Source organism: Bacillus sp. IBL03825 (genome assembly GCF_024712505.1).
Classification (GTDB): Bacteria; Bacillota; Bacilli; order Bacillales; family Bacillaceae_G; genus Bacillus_A; species Bacillus_A wiedmannii.
The window spans coordinates 3330167-3346792 of sequence record NZ_JAMXKE010000001.1 but is presented as its reverse complement, the minus strand read 5'-3'; the positions used below and the strand labels follow the sequence as shown (position 1 = coordinate 3346792).

Genomic DNA, 16626 nt, shown 5'->3' with positions numbered 1-16626 from the left:
TCGGAATTAAAGGGTGAGGGAATGGACATTTCAATAATTGCTGCACAACTAGTTAAGGAGAAAGTTATTTCACATGATCCAAATAGCGTAAAAGTGTTGAACGGAGGAACGACAAGTACTGTATATTTGTTGGACGAAAAATATGTAGTAAAGCTGAATGAAGCGGAAGTAATACGTGAAGAAGCTAATTTTCTTTCTTTTTATGAGGGGAATACTTTATTTTCAAAGCTTTTGTATAAGGAACCTTTACATACATATTTCGTGTATTCTTTCCTTGAAGGTAATACTTCGTGCGAACAAGGATATAAACGAAGTACGCTTCGTACACTTGTAAAAGAAGTTATCAATAAGTATAAAATGGTTCCAGAGGCAGAAGGCTGGGGATGGAAAGAGAGTCCGGTTCAAACTTGGAATGAATTTTTAACGACAAATGTGATGGAAGCTTATGAAAATGTAAGACGTTACATAAGTGAGGAAGATTATAGAATTGTTCTAAAACTAGCAAATAGGGATGCCGGAGTAAATCAGCCCTTTTTATTACATGGTGATTTCGGATTTCATAATTTTATATTTCGAGAGAATAGGTTACATGGGGTAATTGATCCGTTACCTGTTTTAGGAGATCCTTTATATGATTTAATTTACGCGTTCTGTTCAACTCCAGAAGATATAACAAAAGAAACGATTGATTATGTGATGAAACAATGTGTATTTCATAAAACAGAACGAGATTTATACGAAGAAATAGTCATAGGATTATATTTGCGTATAGATACATGTGTAAGACACCACCCGAAAGATTTAGAAGATTATTTAGTAGCTTGGCGTTATTGGATGGGCGAAATTGAGCCGGCTTTATAGTACAAATAGTTTGGGGAGAGATAGTGAAATGAACATAGCAGAAGCAAAACGAGATTTAGCACAAAGAACGAAAAAAGGATTTCCAGTTATAATAGCTGGTATTTTATTTTGGGTTATAGCGAGTATAACGGGTGTTTTTCTTTCAGAAAAGCAAGTTGTGTGGGTGTATTTAATTGGTATGGGTTGTGTGTTTCCTTGTGGCTTAATGATAGCTGCCATATTAAAAATTGACATGTTTGCGAAGGGGAATCCGCTAGGGACTTTAGCTGGATTAATTGGCGGGATAAATGTATTAAATATTCCGTTTGTGTTACTTGCCTATTTTCAATTTCCAGAGTGGTTACCTTTTGTAGTAGCGATGTTAATAGGTGTTCATTTTGTACCGTACGTATGGATTTATGAAAGTAAAAGTTATGGTTTACTGTCAGTAGGGACCGTATTCGTAACGTCAGTTTGCGGGATTCTTTTTGCTGACACTGGATTTACTGTAATTCCAGTGTCAGTTACAGTTGTCTACTTACTAACTCTAATAGGTTTAGTAATTGAAAATAAAAAAATAGATCATTATCAACAAAAATCAGCTTAATAAAAGTATAGGGATAGGGGGAATTATTATGAAAAATTTCGTTTGTACAACGTGCGGCGTACAGTATGCAGCGGGTGTGGAAGAACCGGTAAGTTGTGTTATTTGTGATGAGGAGCGACAATATGTGAATCTGAAAGGGCAGTGTTGGACGACTTTAGAAAACTTGCGAACGATTGATACATATAAAAATGAAATGATAGAAGAAGAGCATAGACTTTATAGCATTACGACAAAACCGAAATTTGCGATCGGTCAAACAGCATTTGTCGTAAAAACGGATTCCTATCGTTTATTATGGGATTGCATTACTTATTTAGATGAAACGACAATTGAGAAGATAAAAGAGTGGGGCGGGTTAGATGCGATCGCACTATCTCATCCTCATTATTATTCAACGCAAGTAGAATGGGCAGAAACGTTTAATGTACCAATTTATATACATGAAGACGATAAAGAGTGGGTAGTACGCCCGAGTAGTCGTATTATTTACTGGTCTGGTGAGTCTTTACAATTAGCGGACGGAATTACTATTCATCGTCTCGGAGGACATTTTAGCGGCGGTTCTGTATTACATTGGGAAGAAGGAAATGATGGGAAAGGTATTTTATTAACAGGTGATATTATTCAAGTTGTAGCGGATCAGCAGTGGGTGAGTTTCATGTACAGCTATCCGAACTTAATTCCATTACCGGCGAGAAAAGTGGAAGAAATGGCGAATCGAGTGAAGCTATTACAATTTAATCGTTTATATAATGCTTTTCACGGAGTAGTGAAAGAAAATGCAAATGAGGCAGTGGAACGTTCTGCTGAAAGATATATTAAGGCGGTAGAAGGAAAGTTATTTCGTACGTAAAAGGAGAATTAGCTCTATGAAAACGTTAGTATGCTTCGGTGATAGTATTACAGCTGATGAAACGTTTTTTGATGGAACGCCGAGATTAACACCGCGTTTGCAAGAGATGTTTCCAAATTGGAAGGTGGTAAATGCGGGGGTTCCGGGTGATAATACGTTCGATGCGTTACATAGGGTTGAAGATGATGTACTATCACATAAACCAGATTTTGTCACAGTTTTTCTTGGTACGAATGATTCGGTATTATTTGATCCAGTACCATTACAAGTATACAAAGACAATCTAGAGAAGATTATAAGTATGATTTCACCAGAAAAAGTATTACTTATTAGTCCTGCGCCAGTTGATGAAGAACGCCAGCATAATAGAACCAATAAAGTACTTGGTCAGTATGCAGACGTAGTAGAGGAAGTGGCAAAGGAAACAGGAAGTTATTTTCTAAATTTATATGCTGAAATGATTCAAGAGCCTCATTATAAAAGATTTGTAGAAGATGATGAAAAAGACGGTTTACATTTTGGACGACAAGGTTATGAATATTTAGCGGAGTTAATTGGTAAAAAGTTAAAAGGGATTTTGTAAGAAGCAAAGTGTGCGCGCTTTGCTTTTTTGCTCGCGTATTTCCTCCTACAATGCTGCTGTGTTCAATGCAGTAGTTTAATATGCTAAATATATTTCATAGTAGCACATGTAAAAATGAAATGAATAAAGTGAAATATAAGTAGATCGCACCAATCGAGTTATTATGGGGAGCCTGACTTCGACCTAACTTTTTTGTTCTTGCCAAATTTTGAGGCGGTGCACTCAAATAGCGGGATAAAATGTACTTTAAAGAGGTGGTTAGCCGTAAAACTATGAGACATTCGTACAAAAGAAAATGATTTGGTCCGCTAATGGAATGCATCCAAGACTTAACAGTTGATTAATCAAACTGTAAAGTTTAAAATTACAGTATAGTTTTTAGAAGTGAGTTACCATCGTTTGTAAAAAACAGATAAATTAAATATTGTCGAATAAATAATATAACGTGTATTTCATTCTAAACTGTAATTTTTTTTAATACATTTCAATAATCTATATAATAATTTTAAAAAGTAAAGGAGTGTGTAAAATATGGTGATTTTATATACGACAGCAAGCTGTAGTTCATGCCGAAAAGTAAAAGCATGGCTTGAAGAACATCAAATTGATTATACCGAAAAAAATATCGTATCAAATTCGCTTACAGTTGATGAACTTAAATCCATTCTTCGTTTAACTGAAGATGGTGCTACTGAAATTATTTCAACTAGATCTAAAACTTTTCAGGAATTAAATATAAATATTGAGGCGCTTTCGCTTAATGAGTTTTATAAATTAATAATTGAGTATCCTCAAATGTTACGTCGTCCAATTATGCTGGACGAAAAAAGATTACAGGTTGGTTTTAACGAGGAAGAAATTCGCAAATTTTTACCGCGTAGCGTTCGAACATTTTTGAATATTGAATTGCAAAAAATGGCTAATTAATAAGTAATATTTTGAAAGGAGGAAACAGAAGTGATTGAAGTATGTGTTACAGTTAATTATAAAGATAGAAACTATCATACAAATGTTATTGTGAGTAAAGATACGATTTGGACAAAAATTAAACAATTGGCAGAAGAACAAGTTAAGAAACAGTGGACTGTTTAAATTTAGTTGCAACTTAAAAAGCTAAATGAAGTTAGGAGATATAGGGGAGTTCTGATAGAATATAAAGGGATTTAATTTTTCATGCTAAGCATGCTTCTTATATATTTTAACGTTTGACTAACCTATCTGTAATATTTATGGCTACAGTATGTTACTAAACGAGACATCATATTTTTTATCGTAGGAGGACAACAATGAACAGCGACTTTACTTTGGCCATTCACAGTTTAACTTATTTAGCTTTACAGCCAGATCGGATGTCAACAAGTAATGCTATTTCAGAAAGTGCAGGTGTTCATCCAGTACGCATTCGCAAAGTGCTAAGTTTGTTAAAAAAACATAAGTTTATACAATCAAAAGAGGGAACGGGTGGAGGATTTATTTTTGCCCGTGATTTAAGTGAAATTAATCTTTGGAATATGTATCAAATAACCTCTGAAGGTGCATTGCAACCGAAGTGTCCAGAATCAAATGATCAGTGTATTGTAGGTTCGAACATGCGGAAAGTTCTTTTTGCTATTTTCTTAGGTGCGGAAGAACATCTAGGTGAATATTTAAAGAATTATACAATGAAAGAAGTTGTTGACCTTATTAATCAAGAACGTTAAGCGGCTTAATTATTATGTAGCCGTGAGTTCTTAAAAAATAACTGTAATGAAAAATTTTACAGTTTAAGTTAGTTTTTATATATTGTTTATCGTTACAAAAAATATTTATAAGAAGGTGAAAAAGTATGATGTCAAATAATAATCATGTTTTAAAAGTGGGAGATTGGGTTCGTGGAATATCAAATGAGGGTGAATTCATAGTTGGTTACATTGTATCACTTGATGAAGTGGAAGATGTAGTTACAGTTAGCATTGTGAAACGTGACGATAAGTACACAATGAACGAAGCGATTTTACTCTTTAGTAAACACGTTAACAAACTCCCTGAATCAAAGATAATAAATAAGGAGCAAATCCTTTATCTTATAGACCTTGCATTATTAACAGGGGATGAAGAATGGTTTATTGAGCTTTCTGCAAAATTAAACTCGATAAAAGAGCTAGTTAATGAGGGATTTTAACGTATTATATTATTCGGTTGAATCGTGCAATAATCAATAATATTATCTAAAAGGAAATGAAATAAAACCAATTCATTACAAACATAGGAATATCCCTGAAGAAGAGTTGAAAAAACTACAATTAAGATGACATTGAAGTGATTTGTTTACCCGATCCTAATAATGATGTAAATAAGCTGTCCATATGGGCAGCTTATTTTTTCGTTTAGCTTAGGTTTTGCGAAATATTAGCGGTTCTCTCATTGCCATCAAGTTAAAATATGTATTTTCCTAAAAATGTATATGAATGCAATGCCTATAATATATATCCTGAAAATTGGTTTATACATTTAAAAAGATATTTCTTTTTCACCACGTTAATTATTTATTAGAATATCTTTTTTAGTTTGAAATAAAATTTTTCGATAAAGAAGAATATAAATATTTTTAAAATGAGTAGCTTAAATAAACAATATTTTACTGTATTTTATGCTGATTAATTCCGTTATAAGTGATAGGAACAAGGGTTGCATGCTAACTGTAAAGTATTATCCATGTAAAATTATATCCATTTAATATTTCAGAAAATATAAAAATATTAATTTTATAAATATACACGTTATAATGAGGGCGTCGAGAGAAATTTTATTATCTCTGGAGAAAATATAAAAAATGCGATTACTAGTAAGAAAGGTGTGTGGTTAGAGGCGAAATGTATGTAAAGTGCTTCAGTGGCTTGTGTAATCAATACCATAAATGCTGCCGAAGCTATTAAAGTGATGTATAGAATTGAGAAAGAAATGCCTCATAAATGAAGAGAGGCCGGTTTAACTAAAATTACTGTTACAAGTAATTCAGAGAAACCATTAAAGTAATACATTGTTATTAGAAATGTTGCAACGTATTTATGAAGTCTATTCAATATTGTTCTCTTAAGCGGTCTTTATATAAAGAGCGGATATTACGAGTAAACTTTTTTGTGAACGCTAACATTTATGTTAGGACGCTAACTAACGAATGTTTCAATTTGGATTCATTATGATGAAGGACATACAATGTGGGGCAACTTGTAAGGAATTCATTATCCAAAAAGGTAAATATTTGTTAGCTATAAAGAGAGACGCAGGAATAGATACAAGGGGGAGTTATTATATGAACGGGAATACTGCAAAGAAAATAGAAGTTCAAGCTGAAAATACCGCACTAAAAAATGAGCAATATGCAGATCCGAAAAAGTGGCATAAGCAGGATACTACATGGGCATTGAGTCTATTTGGAACTGCAATTGGAGCAGGGGTGCTCTTTTTACCGATTAATGCAGGTTCAGGTGGTTTATTATCATTACTACTAATTACATTGCTTGCATATCCAGTTATGTATTACTCACATAGGGCACTTGCTAAAATGATATACGCTTCTAATTCTGCTGATGAGGGGATCACAGGTACAATTAGAGAGTATTTCGGAAATAAAGCAAGTATCATTTTTAACATCGTATATTTCGGTTCAATTTATACAATCGTACTAATGTATTCGGTTGCGCTTACAAATACTGCAAGTAGTTTTATCGTGCATCAATTGCACATGCCAGAACCTCCAAGAGCTATTTTATCACTTGTATTAGTTCTTGGTCTTATCGCTATACTGAATTTTGGTCAAGATATTACTGTAAAAATCATGAGTATGCTAGTGTATCCTTTCATAGCTTCTCTACTGTTTATCGCAATATCTTTAATTCCACAGTGGAATACGTCAATGCTTAGCTTTTCAGCTGTTTCTACTGCTTCAACAGGAACAGGATATTTTGGAACGATATTGTTGATTCTACCAATTATCGTATTCTCATTTAATCATTCACCTATGATTTCATCATTTGTTGTGAAGCAGAGAGCTACGTATGGAATAGAAGCTACTGATGCTAAATGTGCGCAAATACAAAAAGTTTGTTATATTATGACATTCGCTGTAGTTATGTTCTTCGTTTGGAGTAGTACATTAAGCTTGACTCCAGAAGATTTAAAAATGGCAAAAGAGCAAAACTTATCAATCCTTTCATATCTTGCGAATGAGCTTAATTCACCTGTAATCACGATTGCAGCTCCAATTATTGCTTTTGTGGCTATTACAAAATCTTTCCTTGGCCATTATATTGGAGCATTTGAAGTAATGCGTGACATGATTATTAAGTTCGGTAAATCACGTGGAAAAGTAATTGAAGAAAAAACGATTAAGACAATCGTCCTTACTTTTGTTGTATTATCATGCTGGTTTGTTGCTTATACAAATCCAAGTATTCTTGGACTTATTGATTCTCTAAGTGGTCCATTAGTTGCTGCTATCTTATGTCTATTACCGATGTATGCAATCAATAAAGTACCAGTACTAGCTAAATACAAAGGGAAAATGAGTAACGTATTTGTTATTATTGTAGGTGTACTTACTGTTTTAGCAAGTATTAAATCATTATTCTAATTCACGATTGTTAGTTCTAATATAAAATAGAACAATTTTGGGACAGGCTTCTCCGTTTGGAGGGTCTGTCCTTTTTTAATGCGAAACAATTTTATCTGATTGATTTTATGTGATATTTCCGCATAATTGTAGCTAAGGGAGATGATTCTAGGTTGAGTAAGCTGAATATTAGCACAACAGTTTCGGGAGATATAATTGTTACCCGTCTTATCGGCAAGATTAAAACAGATGATGTTTATGAATGGTTTAATGGCTTCGAGCAGGTTTGTCAGCAATTCATTTTCGAGGGAAGAAAATACAAATTGCTGGTAGATAGAAAAGGATATACGCCAGATCATTTTTCTGTTCAAAAAGCATGGAAAGAGAAGTTTTTCAATGAAACGATTTTGAATCACAGTAAGGCAATTGCTTTTCTCCTTGAAGAAGGGGAGATACTGAATTATTTACAACAGTCCAATACAAAAGAATCTGTAAAATTTTCCGATGACTATGAACAAGCATTCCTTTGGTTGAATGAATATCCTATATGAAATTGTTAGTGAACCAGTTGCTTAAGCAACTGGTTTTTTTAGCTTGTAAGTAGTATCCAAAAGAAAACTTCTATACGAAATGTTTAGCGCTAGAGGACATACATTTTTAATGCGTTAAATATAATTCATAATAGCACTAAGAAGAAAAGAGTGCGCTTTACGGTATTAGTTATATGGAAAGGCCGTACGATAGATTCACAGAAATTGAAAAATATCAATGTGGCATAAAGTGAGTAAGGGGGATAAAGATATGAGTACTTCAAATTTGAATGAAATAAGTAAGCAAATATTAATAGAAGAGGAAACACTTCAATTTTCCTCTTTTACAAATGAAGATGCACTGCAAATAGGTTTATTTATCGTTGAAACAGCAAAGAAAGAGGGGAAATTGATTGCTGTTGATATAGCGAAAAATGGTGTGCAACTATTTCATTTCAAGATGACAGGGACGACTGCGGAAAATACGCAATGGATTGAGCGTAAAAAACGGGTTGTTTCTTTGCATAATCATAGCTCGTATTATATGCAAATACAAAGTGAACTAACGGGCGTTCCATATAATGAAAAATATCTTTTAGATAGGTCGGATTATGCTGCGTTCGGTGGCTGCGTTCCTGTCCAAATAAAAGACGTAGGAGTTATTGGAATGATAACAGTTTCAGGATTACCACCAGAAGAAGATCATGAATTAGTTATAAGGGCAGTTAAAAACCATTTGAAGCAATAGTAAAAAGGAAAAAACCGAACAAGAATATGTTCGGTTTTTTCCTTTTTATTATTCATTTTATGTAATGAACATGTTTCTAATAAGATGTTGCGGAATAAAAAATCTTTAATTCGAGACACTTTTCTTGACGGTAATAATCTATGTAGTTAATATGATAGACATAAAATAACTTAATTACTTTTGATAATTAAGTTATTTTATGTAAGTTACAATGAGTAAGTAGGATGTGGGGAAAATGCTGTGAATTGCCACTATTAATATTGGGGACAATTAGAAAGCGACAAATATAAAAAATTAGAAGTTAAGAAGTAAGGTTGGATCAACAATAATAGTAGCTTCTGTACAATGCATTTTTACTAAGGTGACAATGACTATACATCACGAGGGGGACTGAAATTGGAATCAATGACCTTTGTTTTATTTGGAGCAACAGGGGATTTAGCGAAAAGGAAAATTTACCCTGCGCTATATAACTTATATAGAGATCAAAAGCTTCCGAAGCAAATATCCGTTATTGGGCTTGGAAGACGTGAAGTATCTCATGTAGATTTTCAAAAAAGAGTAAAAGAATCAATAGAAACTTTTTCTCGTCGCAAAGATGAAGGTACTCCGAAAATAGAAGATTTTTTAGAGTATTTTCGTTATTGTCCGTTAGATGTGAATAAGCCAGAAGATTATAAAAGGTTATTGCAAGTAGTTCGTGAAAGGGAAGAAGAACAAAATATACAAGGGAATAGAATGTTCTACCTTTCAGTTACTCCTGACTTCTTTGAGACCATTGCTTTAAATATTAAAGAAAGTGGACTTGATAAAACGGATGGATGGAAGCGCCTAATGATTGAGAAACCATTTGGTCATGATCTTACATCTGCCCGAGAGCTGAATGATAGGCTTAGTCGAACGTTTGAAGAAGACGAAATATACCGTATTGATCATTATTTAGGTAAGCCGATGGTTCAAAATATTGAAGCACTTGAATTTGCAAATCCTGTTCTTCAATCGATTTGGAATAAAGAACATATTGCGAATGTACAAATAACAGCTAGTGAAACGGTTGGGGTGGAAGAAAGGGCAGCATATTATGATCATGCAGGAGCCATTCGCGATATGGTTCAAAATCATATGTTGCAAATATTAATGATGACTGCTATGAATCTGCCGGAAAAGATAAATGCATGTGAAATTCGTGAGGAAAAACGAAAGGTAATGGAAACTCTTCGTAAAGTGAAAAAAGAAGACGTTCAGAACCATATCATTCGCGGACAATATGCTTCAGGGGAGATAAAAGGCCAAGAAGTTGTAGCGTATAGAGATGAGCCAGGAGTAAATCCTTCTTCTCAAACAGATACATATGTTGCGGCTCGCTTATGGATTGATAACCCATTTTGGACTGATGTTCCTTTTTATATACGAACAGGAAAAAGAATGAAAGAAAAGTCTACTCGTATTGTAATTGAATTTAAAAATACGTTAAAACAGCAATATCAAGAAAGTAATCCAAATTCGGAGCCTAATTTGTTAATCATTGAAATTAGCCCAAATGAAAATGTTTCGCTCCAATTAAATAGTAAAAATCCATTGAACAATGGAGAGCTTGAACCGATTCGTATTCATTTTACTTGTGAGCAAACAGGAGTGGGAATACCGGAAGCTTATGAAAGACTCATTTATGATGCTATATGTGGAGATTCTACATTCTTTGCACACTGGAGAGAAGTTGAATTGTCATGGGAATGGGTGCAGCCAATACTTGAAGCGTTCGAAGAAAACTTGTTACCTCTTCATGAATATAAATCAGGTTCGTACGGTCCAGATGCTGCCCATGCTCTATTACAAGAAAGTGAATTTAAATGGTGGTTAGATGAGGGATTGAAAAAATAAGTACATTCTTATAAGTAAAGCAATATGAAAAAAGATATTCATCATTTTATTAACATGTATTTATGATGAAAGGTAATTCAAGGAGGAATTATATTATGAGAGTAGGATTAATTGGTTTAGGTAAAATGGGATTAAATTTAGGGAAGAATTTAATGGATCATAAACATGAAGTAGCTGCATTTGATTTAAATACGAGTGCAGTGGAAGAAATGAAAGAGTATGGTGCTACAGGTGTATCTAGTTTAAACGAACTAGTTCAATCGTTGGAATCACCAAGAATTCTTTGGGTAATGGTTCCGCACGCTGTTGTTGATTCTGTTATTAATGAGGTTACACCGCTGTTATCAAAAGGAGATATTTTAATTGAAGCAGGGAATTCACATTATAAAGAATCTATTCGCCGATATGAGCAATTAAAGAAAGATGGTATTCACTTTATGGATGCAGGAACTTCTGGCGGAATGGAAGGTGCTCGTAATGGTGCGTGTTACATGATCGGAGGAGATCAAGAAGCTTGGGACATCGTTGAACCTATTTTCCGAGATACAGCTGTAGAAAATGGATTCTTATATGCAGGGAAAGCTGGTAGCGGTCACTTCTTAAAAATGATTCATAACGGAATTGAATACGGAATGATGGCTGCTATTGGTGAAGGATTTGAGGTTTTAGAGAAGAGTGAATTTGATTACGATTATGAAAAAGTATCAAGAGTATGGAACAACGGTTCAGTTATTCGTTCATGGTTAATGGAATTGACTGAAAATGCATTTTCTAAAGATGCAAAACTGGATGAAATTAAGGGCGTTATGCATTCTTCTGGTGAAGGGAAATGGACAGTAGAAACAGCATTAGACCTTCAAACAGCAACTCCTGTTATCGCAATGTCTCTATTAATGCGCTACCGCTCATTAGATAATGATACATTTACAGGGAAAGTTGTAGCAGCACTGCGCAATGAATTTGGCGGACATGCAGTAGAAAAGAAATAAACATTTTAAAAGTATAACTCGTTAACGTTTAAAAAATGGAGGGAATAAATTATGAAGTTTTTTATTGATACTGCAAATCTTGAGGACATAAAAAAGGCATATAAACTAGGTGTTTTAGCTGGCGTTACAACGAATCCTTCTTTAGTAGCGAAAGAGGGCATTAAGTTTGAAGACCGTATTGCAGAAATTTGTCAGGCAGTGCCTAACGTTGAATCTGTTTCGGCAGAAGTAACGCCAGATGCTGTTACAGCCGAAGAGATGATTGCTCAAGCAGAAGAACTGATTAAAATTAACGGTGGCGATGAAAAAGTTACAATAAAACTGCCGATGACACTAGCAGGATTAGAAGCTTGTCGTTACCTTACTGAAAAAGGTGTGAAAACGAACGTTACACTTATTTTCACTGTGAACCAAGCTCTTTTAGCTGCTCGAGCAGGTGCAACGTACGTTTCTCCATTTTTAGGTCGCTTAGATGATATTTCTGAAGATGGCGTACTATTAGTTGCTAAAATCGCTGAATTATTCGATATTCATCTATTAGATACCCAAATTATTGCGGCTTCTGTTAGACACCCAGACCATGTAACTCGTGTAGCGATGGCAGGTGCTCACATTGCAACAATTCCTTATAAAGTCATTGAACAACTTGCTATGCATCCGCTAACAGATCAAGGTATTGAAAAGTTTGCTGCGGATTGGGCGAAAGCGCCTAAGTTATAAGGGAGTAAAGTTTTCACAAATTGCTTTTTCACGAGAGGACCAATCTTTATGTAACTTCATCCTGTAAAATAAATCCTGAGTTTGGTACCTTATTACGTGAAAGCAGCGATATAAAAAGACACCATGCATTTTCAAAACAGCACAATGGTTATAAAAAGGATCCCCTTATGGAGAGTGAAGTTTATGAAAACGTAGCTCTCATAAGGGAGCGTCTTTTTGTATACATCATGGTGCTCTTTTGTTATAGGAAAAATTTGAAAGGGGTTACATAGTGAGCTCGAAATATATGATTGGTGTAGATATTGGGACAACTAGTACAAAATCAGTTTTGTTTTCGGTGGAGGGATCAGTTATTACAAGTCATGGAATTGAATACCCTTTATATTCTCCCGCACCAGAAACAGCAGAACAAGATCCAGAAGAGATTTTTCAAGCGGTCATACATACGATTAAAGAAACTATACAATCGAGTAATGTGCAGCCAGTTGATATTCTTTGTGTTTCTTTTAGTTCGGCAATGCATAGTGTCATTGCTGTAGACGAAGCAGGGAAGCCGTTAACGAGATGTATTACTTGGGCAGATAATAGAAGTGCAAGCTGGGCAGAAAAAATAAAAAATGATATGAATGGTCATGAAATTTACCTTCGTACTGGAACACCAATCCATCCTATGTCACCACTTTCAAAATTAGTTTGGTTTAAAAATGAACATGCTGAGTTATTTGCAAAAAGCTATAAATTCATCTCAATTAAAGAGTATGTTTTCTATAAGTTATTTAATGAATATGTAATTGATTATTCTATAGCATCAGCAACAGGGATGTTCAATTTGAAATCTTTAAAATGGGATGAAGAAGCTCTTCGTGTTGCAGGAATTTCGGAGGGAAAGCTTTCTAAACTCGTTCCAACGACGCACAGCTTAATAGGATTAGATGAAGAATTTGCAAGAGAGATGAATATACTTGTTACTACTCCTTTTATAGTCGGTGCGAGTGATGGGGTACTATCGAATTTAGGTGTAAATGCAATAGAACCTGGAGTAGTTGCTATTACAATTGGTACGAGCGGTGCGGTGCGAGTTGTAACAAATCAGCCTGTAACGGATCCGAAAGGTAGGACTTTTTGTTATGCGTTAACTGAGGACCTTTGGGTAATTGGTGGACCGGTTAATAACGGTGGTATGATTTTTAGGTGGGTTCGTGACCAATTATGTGCGTTAGAAGTTGAACATGGGAAGCGCTTAGGAAAAGATCCTTATGAATTGCTTACTGAAATAGCAGCGAAAGTGAATCCTGGATCGGATGGTTTATTATTTCATCCGTATTTAGCAGGAGAAAGAGCTCCTTTATGGAATGCGAATGCGCGTGGATCTTTCTTTGGGCTTGGGCTACATCATAAGAAAGAGCATCTTATCCGTGCTGTTTTAGAGGGAATCATTTATAACTTGTATACAGTTCTTCTTGCTTTAAAAGAGCTAATTGGTGAACCGAAAAAAATTCAAGCGACAGGTGGCTTTGCCAGATCGGAACTTTGGAGACAGATGATGGCGGATATTTTTCATCAAGACGTATATGTTCCTGAAAGTTTCGAAAGCTCTTGCTTAGGAGCGGCAATCCTCGGGTTATATAGCTTAGGTGAAATAGATACATTACATGTAGTTTCTCATATGGTAGGTGCCAATTTTTATCATGAGCCAAACATGGAAAGTGTGGAGAAATATAAAGAATTAATACCGATCTATATTCGTCTGGCCCGTCATCTGGAAGAAGAATATGAGAGTATAGCGGCTTTTCAGAAAAAGTGGGTTTAGAGGCTATTTGGCAGGGAAATATGGTAACTTATAAAGAGGTACTCAAGTTTTTTTAGATGTTCTTTCAAAAAATAGTTTAAGGTTGTTCTGTAAAAAATATGAGGGACAAAAACTATAGGGAGAGGGTTATGAAAATGAAGGATAACAAAGAGTTTATTGGATATGTTGGAACGTACACGAAAGAAAATAGTGAAGGAATATATAAGTTTACTTTAGACACGGAAGCAAAAAAAATTAGTAATGTAACACTTGCGGCCAAGCTGGATAACCCTACATATGTAACGATTAGCAAAAATAATCAATATCTCTATTCTGTTGTTAAGGAAGGCGAATCTGGTGGTGTAGCTGCCTATTCGATTCATAGTCATACTGGAGAGCTAACAGAACAAAACAGACAAGTAGTAGAAGGGGCTTCTCCTTGTCATATTAGTGTGGATAGTGAAAATGGTACGGTAGTTACAGCGAATTACCATAAAGGAACGATAGAGTCTTTCGTAGTAAATGAAGAAGCTGGAACTGTAAATGCGGCCACATCTATTATTACACATGAAGGTTCAGGTCCGAATAAAGAAAGACAAGAAAAACCACATGCACATTACGCCGGATATACTCCTGATGAAAAATATGTGATAGGTGTTGATTTAGGAATTGATAAAATACTTACGTATGAAATAAAAGATAGTAAGTTAAAAGAAGCGAATAGCTTGTCTGTGAACCCAGGAAGTGGTCCTAGACATATTGCTTTTCACCCGAACGGAAAATACGCTTATGTGATGACTGAACTGAGTTCGGAAGTTATTGCATTATCATATAATCCGGAAGAAGGGTCCTTTACAGAGTTGCAGTATATTTCTACCGTTCCAAAAAAATTTGATGACAATAGTCAAGGAAGTGCGATTCATATTTCTTCTGACGGCCACTTTGTATATGCAGGTAATCGCGGTCATAATAGTATCGCTGTTTTCAGTGTGGATCAAAATTCAGGTCAGCTTACATTTGTTGCACATACATCTACAGAAGGAAATTGGCCGAGGGACTTTGTATTAGATCCGACTGAAAAGTTTCTTATTGCGACAAATGAAAAGTCACATAACCTTGTGCTATTTTCAAGAAATGAAACGACAGGGAAGTTAACACTGCTACAATCTGATGTTGTTGTACCAGAGCCTGTTTGTGTGAAGTTTTTAAACGTTTAATTTGTGATTGGTAGAATTTCTATATATCCCAAAAACAATAAAAAAGCAAAGCGATATCGCTTTGCTTTTTTCTATTTCTTCTTCGGTCTACGTACTAATTCGCCGCCACAGTTTGGGCAAACATTTTGTCTTTTTTCTGTACATGGTGCACAAAATGTACATTCATACACGCAAATGTATGCTTCGGAATTTGATTCGAGAGATTGGTCGCAAATTTGACAGTTTGTTTTCATTTCGAGTGCCATAGTAAGTCTCCTTTTAGTTTGAATATTTATAATTTAATTATAATTCATTAGATAGAAACTGTCTTTTTCAATTGAAAGGAAATCAAATGATAAAGTTATGATTTGAAATGAAAGAGTCTATTTTATTTTAAAATTGATTATTTAGTGCAGTTGGAATATTATGAAATAGTCAAAAGACAACAGGGGGTATATATTTTGACTAATCATAACGATCATTTAAAAGCAAACTGTGAAAAATGCTTCGGTCTATGTTGTGTAGCGTTACCGTTCGCAGCATCGGTAGATTTTGCGGTGAATAAAGATGGCGGGAAGCCATGTTCTAACTTACAATCAGATTTTAAATGTAGCATACATAAAAATCTTAGAGGAAAAGGTTATAAAGGTTGTACAGTATTTGAGTGTTTCGGTGCTGGGCAGAAGATTTCGCAAGTTACATTTAACGGGATTGATTGGCGGAAAGATGCAAAGCATGCGAGAAAAATGTATGATGCTTTTCCGATTATGCATCAGCTTCATGAAATACTGTGGTATTTGAATGAGGCTATTCTTTTGACGGCGACACAACCGATTCATAAAGAACTAAGTAAAGCAATTGAAGAGACGGACCGCCTTTCAAATTTAAATGCGGACGAGTTAATGAAAGTAAATATTCCATTACATCGTGCAGAAGTAAATGTATTACTTTTAGAAACGAGTGAGCTAGTTTGGAAGGAAATGAATGCCGCGCGTAAGAAACGAATGAGTCACCGCGGAGCAGATCTTATGGGAGCAAATTTGAAGAAGAAAGATTTGCAAGGAGCGAATTTAAGAGGAGCTTATTTAATTGCGGCTAACTTAAATGGAGCAAACTTAAGAGGAGCAGATCTTATCGGAGCAGATTTACGAGATGCAGATATTCGTGGGGCTGATTTTACAAATAGTATTTTTCTGACGCAAGTTCAAATTAATGCAGCGAAAGGGGACAAACATACGAAATTGCCGAAAATATTGTCCCGTCCATCGCATTGGAGTGCGTAAAGAGTATGGAACAGGC

At 34.9% G+C, this 16626-nt stretch carries 18 protein-coding genes and 1 pseudogene; 18 read left to right on the top strand and 1 reads right to left on the bottom strand.

The window, feature by feature from the left end; genetic code table 11:
• Window positions 1-21: 21 nt before the first annotated feature.
• From NHG49_RS17115 to NHG49_RS17040, 17 genes and pseudogenes are all read left to right on the top strand, one after another.
• A complete protein-coding gene (locus NHG49_RS17115) occupies window positions 22-861 on the top strand; it encodes a phosphotransferase family protein (RefSeq protein WP_258126337.1) in 840 nt (279 codons plus the stop codon).
• A 28-nt stretch (window positions 862-889) separates the two neighbouring features.
• Window positions 890-1447: a DUF7010 family protein gene (locus NHG49_RS17110; RefSeq protein WP_258126336.1), complete on the top strand. Its 558-nt coding sequence runs from the start codon at window positions 890-892 to the stop codon at window positions 1445-1447.
• A gap of 28 nt (window positions 1448-1475) precedes the next feature.
• The gene (locus NHG49_RS17105; RefSeq protein WP_258126335.1) at window positions 1476-2300 is read left to right on the top strand and encodes an MBL fold metallo-hydrolase; all 825 of its coding nucleotides are present in this window, start codon (window positions 1476-1478) and stop codon (window positions 2298-2300) included.
• A gap of 16 nt (window positions 2301-2316) precedes the next feature.
• Window positions 2317-2883: an SGNH/GDSL hydrolase family protein gene (locus NHG49_RS17100; protein ID WP_064475893.1), complete on the top strand. Its 567-nt coding sequence runs from the start codon at window positions 2317-2319 to the stop codon at window positions 2881-2883.
• Window positions 2884-3414: 531 nt separating this feature from the next.
• The gene (gene spxA, locus NHG49_RS17095) at window positions 3415-3810 is read left to right on the top strand and encodes a transcriptional regulator SpxA (protein WP_258126334.1); all 396 of its coding nucleotides are present in this window, start codon (window positions 3415-3417) and stop codon (window positions 3808-3810) included.
• Window positions 3811-3840: 30 nt separating this feature from the next.
• Window positions 3841-3975 (top strand): BA3454 family stress response protein, encoded by a 135-nt coding sequence (locus tag NHG49_RS17090; RefSeq protein WP_000573513.1) that lies wholly within the window; start codon window positions 3841-3843, stop codon window positions 3973-3975.
• Window positions 3976-4169: 194 nt separating this feature from the next.
• Window positions 4170-4583 (top strand): Rrf2-family transcriptional regulator SaiR, encoded by a 414-nt coding sequence (saiR, locus tag NHG49_RS17085; protein WP_001083471.1) that lies wholly within the window; start codon window positions 4170-4172, stop codon window positions 4581-4583.
• 125 nt (window positions 4584-4708) lie between these two features.
• Window positions 4709-5044, top strand: a complete 336-nt coding sequence (locus tag NHG49_RS17080; RefSeq protein WP_064475891.1) for an IDEAL domain-containing protein — start codon at window positions 4709-4711, stop codon at window positions 5042-5044.
• 40 nt (window positions 5045-5084) lie between these two features.
• Window positions 5085-5174: pseudogene (locus NHG49_RS31930) on the top strand (DUF3888 domain-containing protein); the annotation flags it as partial.
• A gap of 1001 nt (window positions 5175-6175) precedes the next feature.
• Window positions 6176-7495, top strand: coding sequence for an aromatic amino acid transport family protein (locus NHG49_RS17075; RefSeq protein WP_064475890.1), 1320 nt, complete (start codon window positions 6176-6178; stop codon window positions 7493-7495).
• Between the two features lie 122 nt (window positions 7496-7617).
• Window positions 7618-8025, top strand: coding sequence for an STAS/SEC14 domain-containing protein (locus NHG49_RS17070; protein ID WP_255299893.1), 408 nt, complete (start codon window positions 7618-7620; stop codon window positions 8023-8025).
• A gap of 217 nt (window positions 8026-8242) precedes the next feature.
• The gene (locus NHG49_RS17065) at window positions 8243-8752 is read left to right on the top strand and encodes a heme-degrading domain-containing protein (protein WP_176713067.1); all 510 of its coding nucleotides are present in this window, start codon (window positions 8243-8245) and stop codon (window positions 8750-8752) included.
• A gap of 396 nt (window positions 8753-9148) precedes the next feature.
• Window positions 9149-10633 carry a glucose-6-phosphate dehydrogenase gene (zwf, locus tag NHG49_RS17060; protein WP_064475887.1) on the top strand — a complete coding sequence of 495 codons (1485 nt, stop codon included), beginning with the start codon at window positions 9149-9151 and terminating at the stop codon, window positions 10631-10633.
• 95 nt (window positions 10634-10728) lie between these two features.
• The gene (gnd, locus tag NHG49_RS17055) at window positions 10729-11622 is read left to right on the top strand and encodes a phosphogluconate dehydrogenase (NAD(+)-dependent, decarboxylating) (RefSeq protein WP_064475886.1); all 894 of its coding nucleotides are present in this window, start codon (window positions 10729-10731) and stop codon (window positions 11620-11622) included.
• 51 nt (window positions 11623-11673) lie between these two features.
• Window positions 11674-12342, top strand: a complete 669-nt coding sequence (fsa, locus tag NHG49_RS17050; protein WP_000667683.1) for a fructose-6-phosphate aldolase — start codon at window positions 11674-11676, stop codon at window positions 12340-12342.
• A gap of 268 nt (window positions 12343-12610) precedes the next feature.
• Window positions 12611-14152 (top strand): gluconokinase, encoded by a 1542-nt coding sequence (gene gntK / locus NHG49_RS17045; RefSeq protein ID WP_064475885.1) that lies wholly within the window; start codon window positions 12611-12613, stop codon window positions 14150-14152.
• Window positions 14153-14280: 128 nt separating this feature from the next.
• Window positions 14281-15348, top strand: a complete 1068-nt coding sequence (locus tag NHG49_RS17040) for a lactonase family protein (protein WP_445661304.1) — start codon at window positions 14281-14283, stop codon at window positions 15346-15348.
• Between the two features lie 71 nt (window positions 15349-15419).
• Here the strand turns inward: NHG49_RS17040 and NHG49_RS17035 are convergent, their stop codons facing one another.
• Window positions 15420-15593, bottom strand: a complete 174-nt coding sequence (locus NHG49_RS17035) for a DUF1272 domain-containing protein (RefSeq protein ID WP_064475884.1) — start codon at window positions 15591-15593, stop codon at window positions 15420-15422.
• 195 nt (window positions 15594-15788) lie between these two features.
• On the opposite strand from NHG49_RS17035, the gene NHG49_RS17030 reads away from it, so the two are divergent.
• Window positions 15789-16610: a pentapeptide repeat-containing protein gene (locus NHG49_RS17030; protein ID WP_064475883.1), complete on the top strand. Its 822-nt coding sequence runs from the start codon at window positions 15789-15791 to the stop codon at window positions 16608-16610.
• Window positions 16611-16626: the final 16 nt, after the last annotated feature.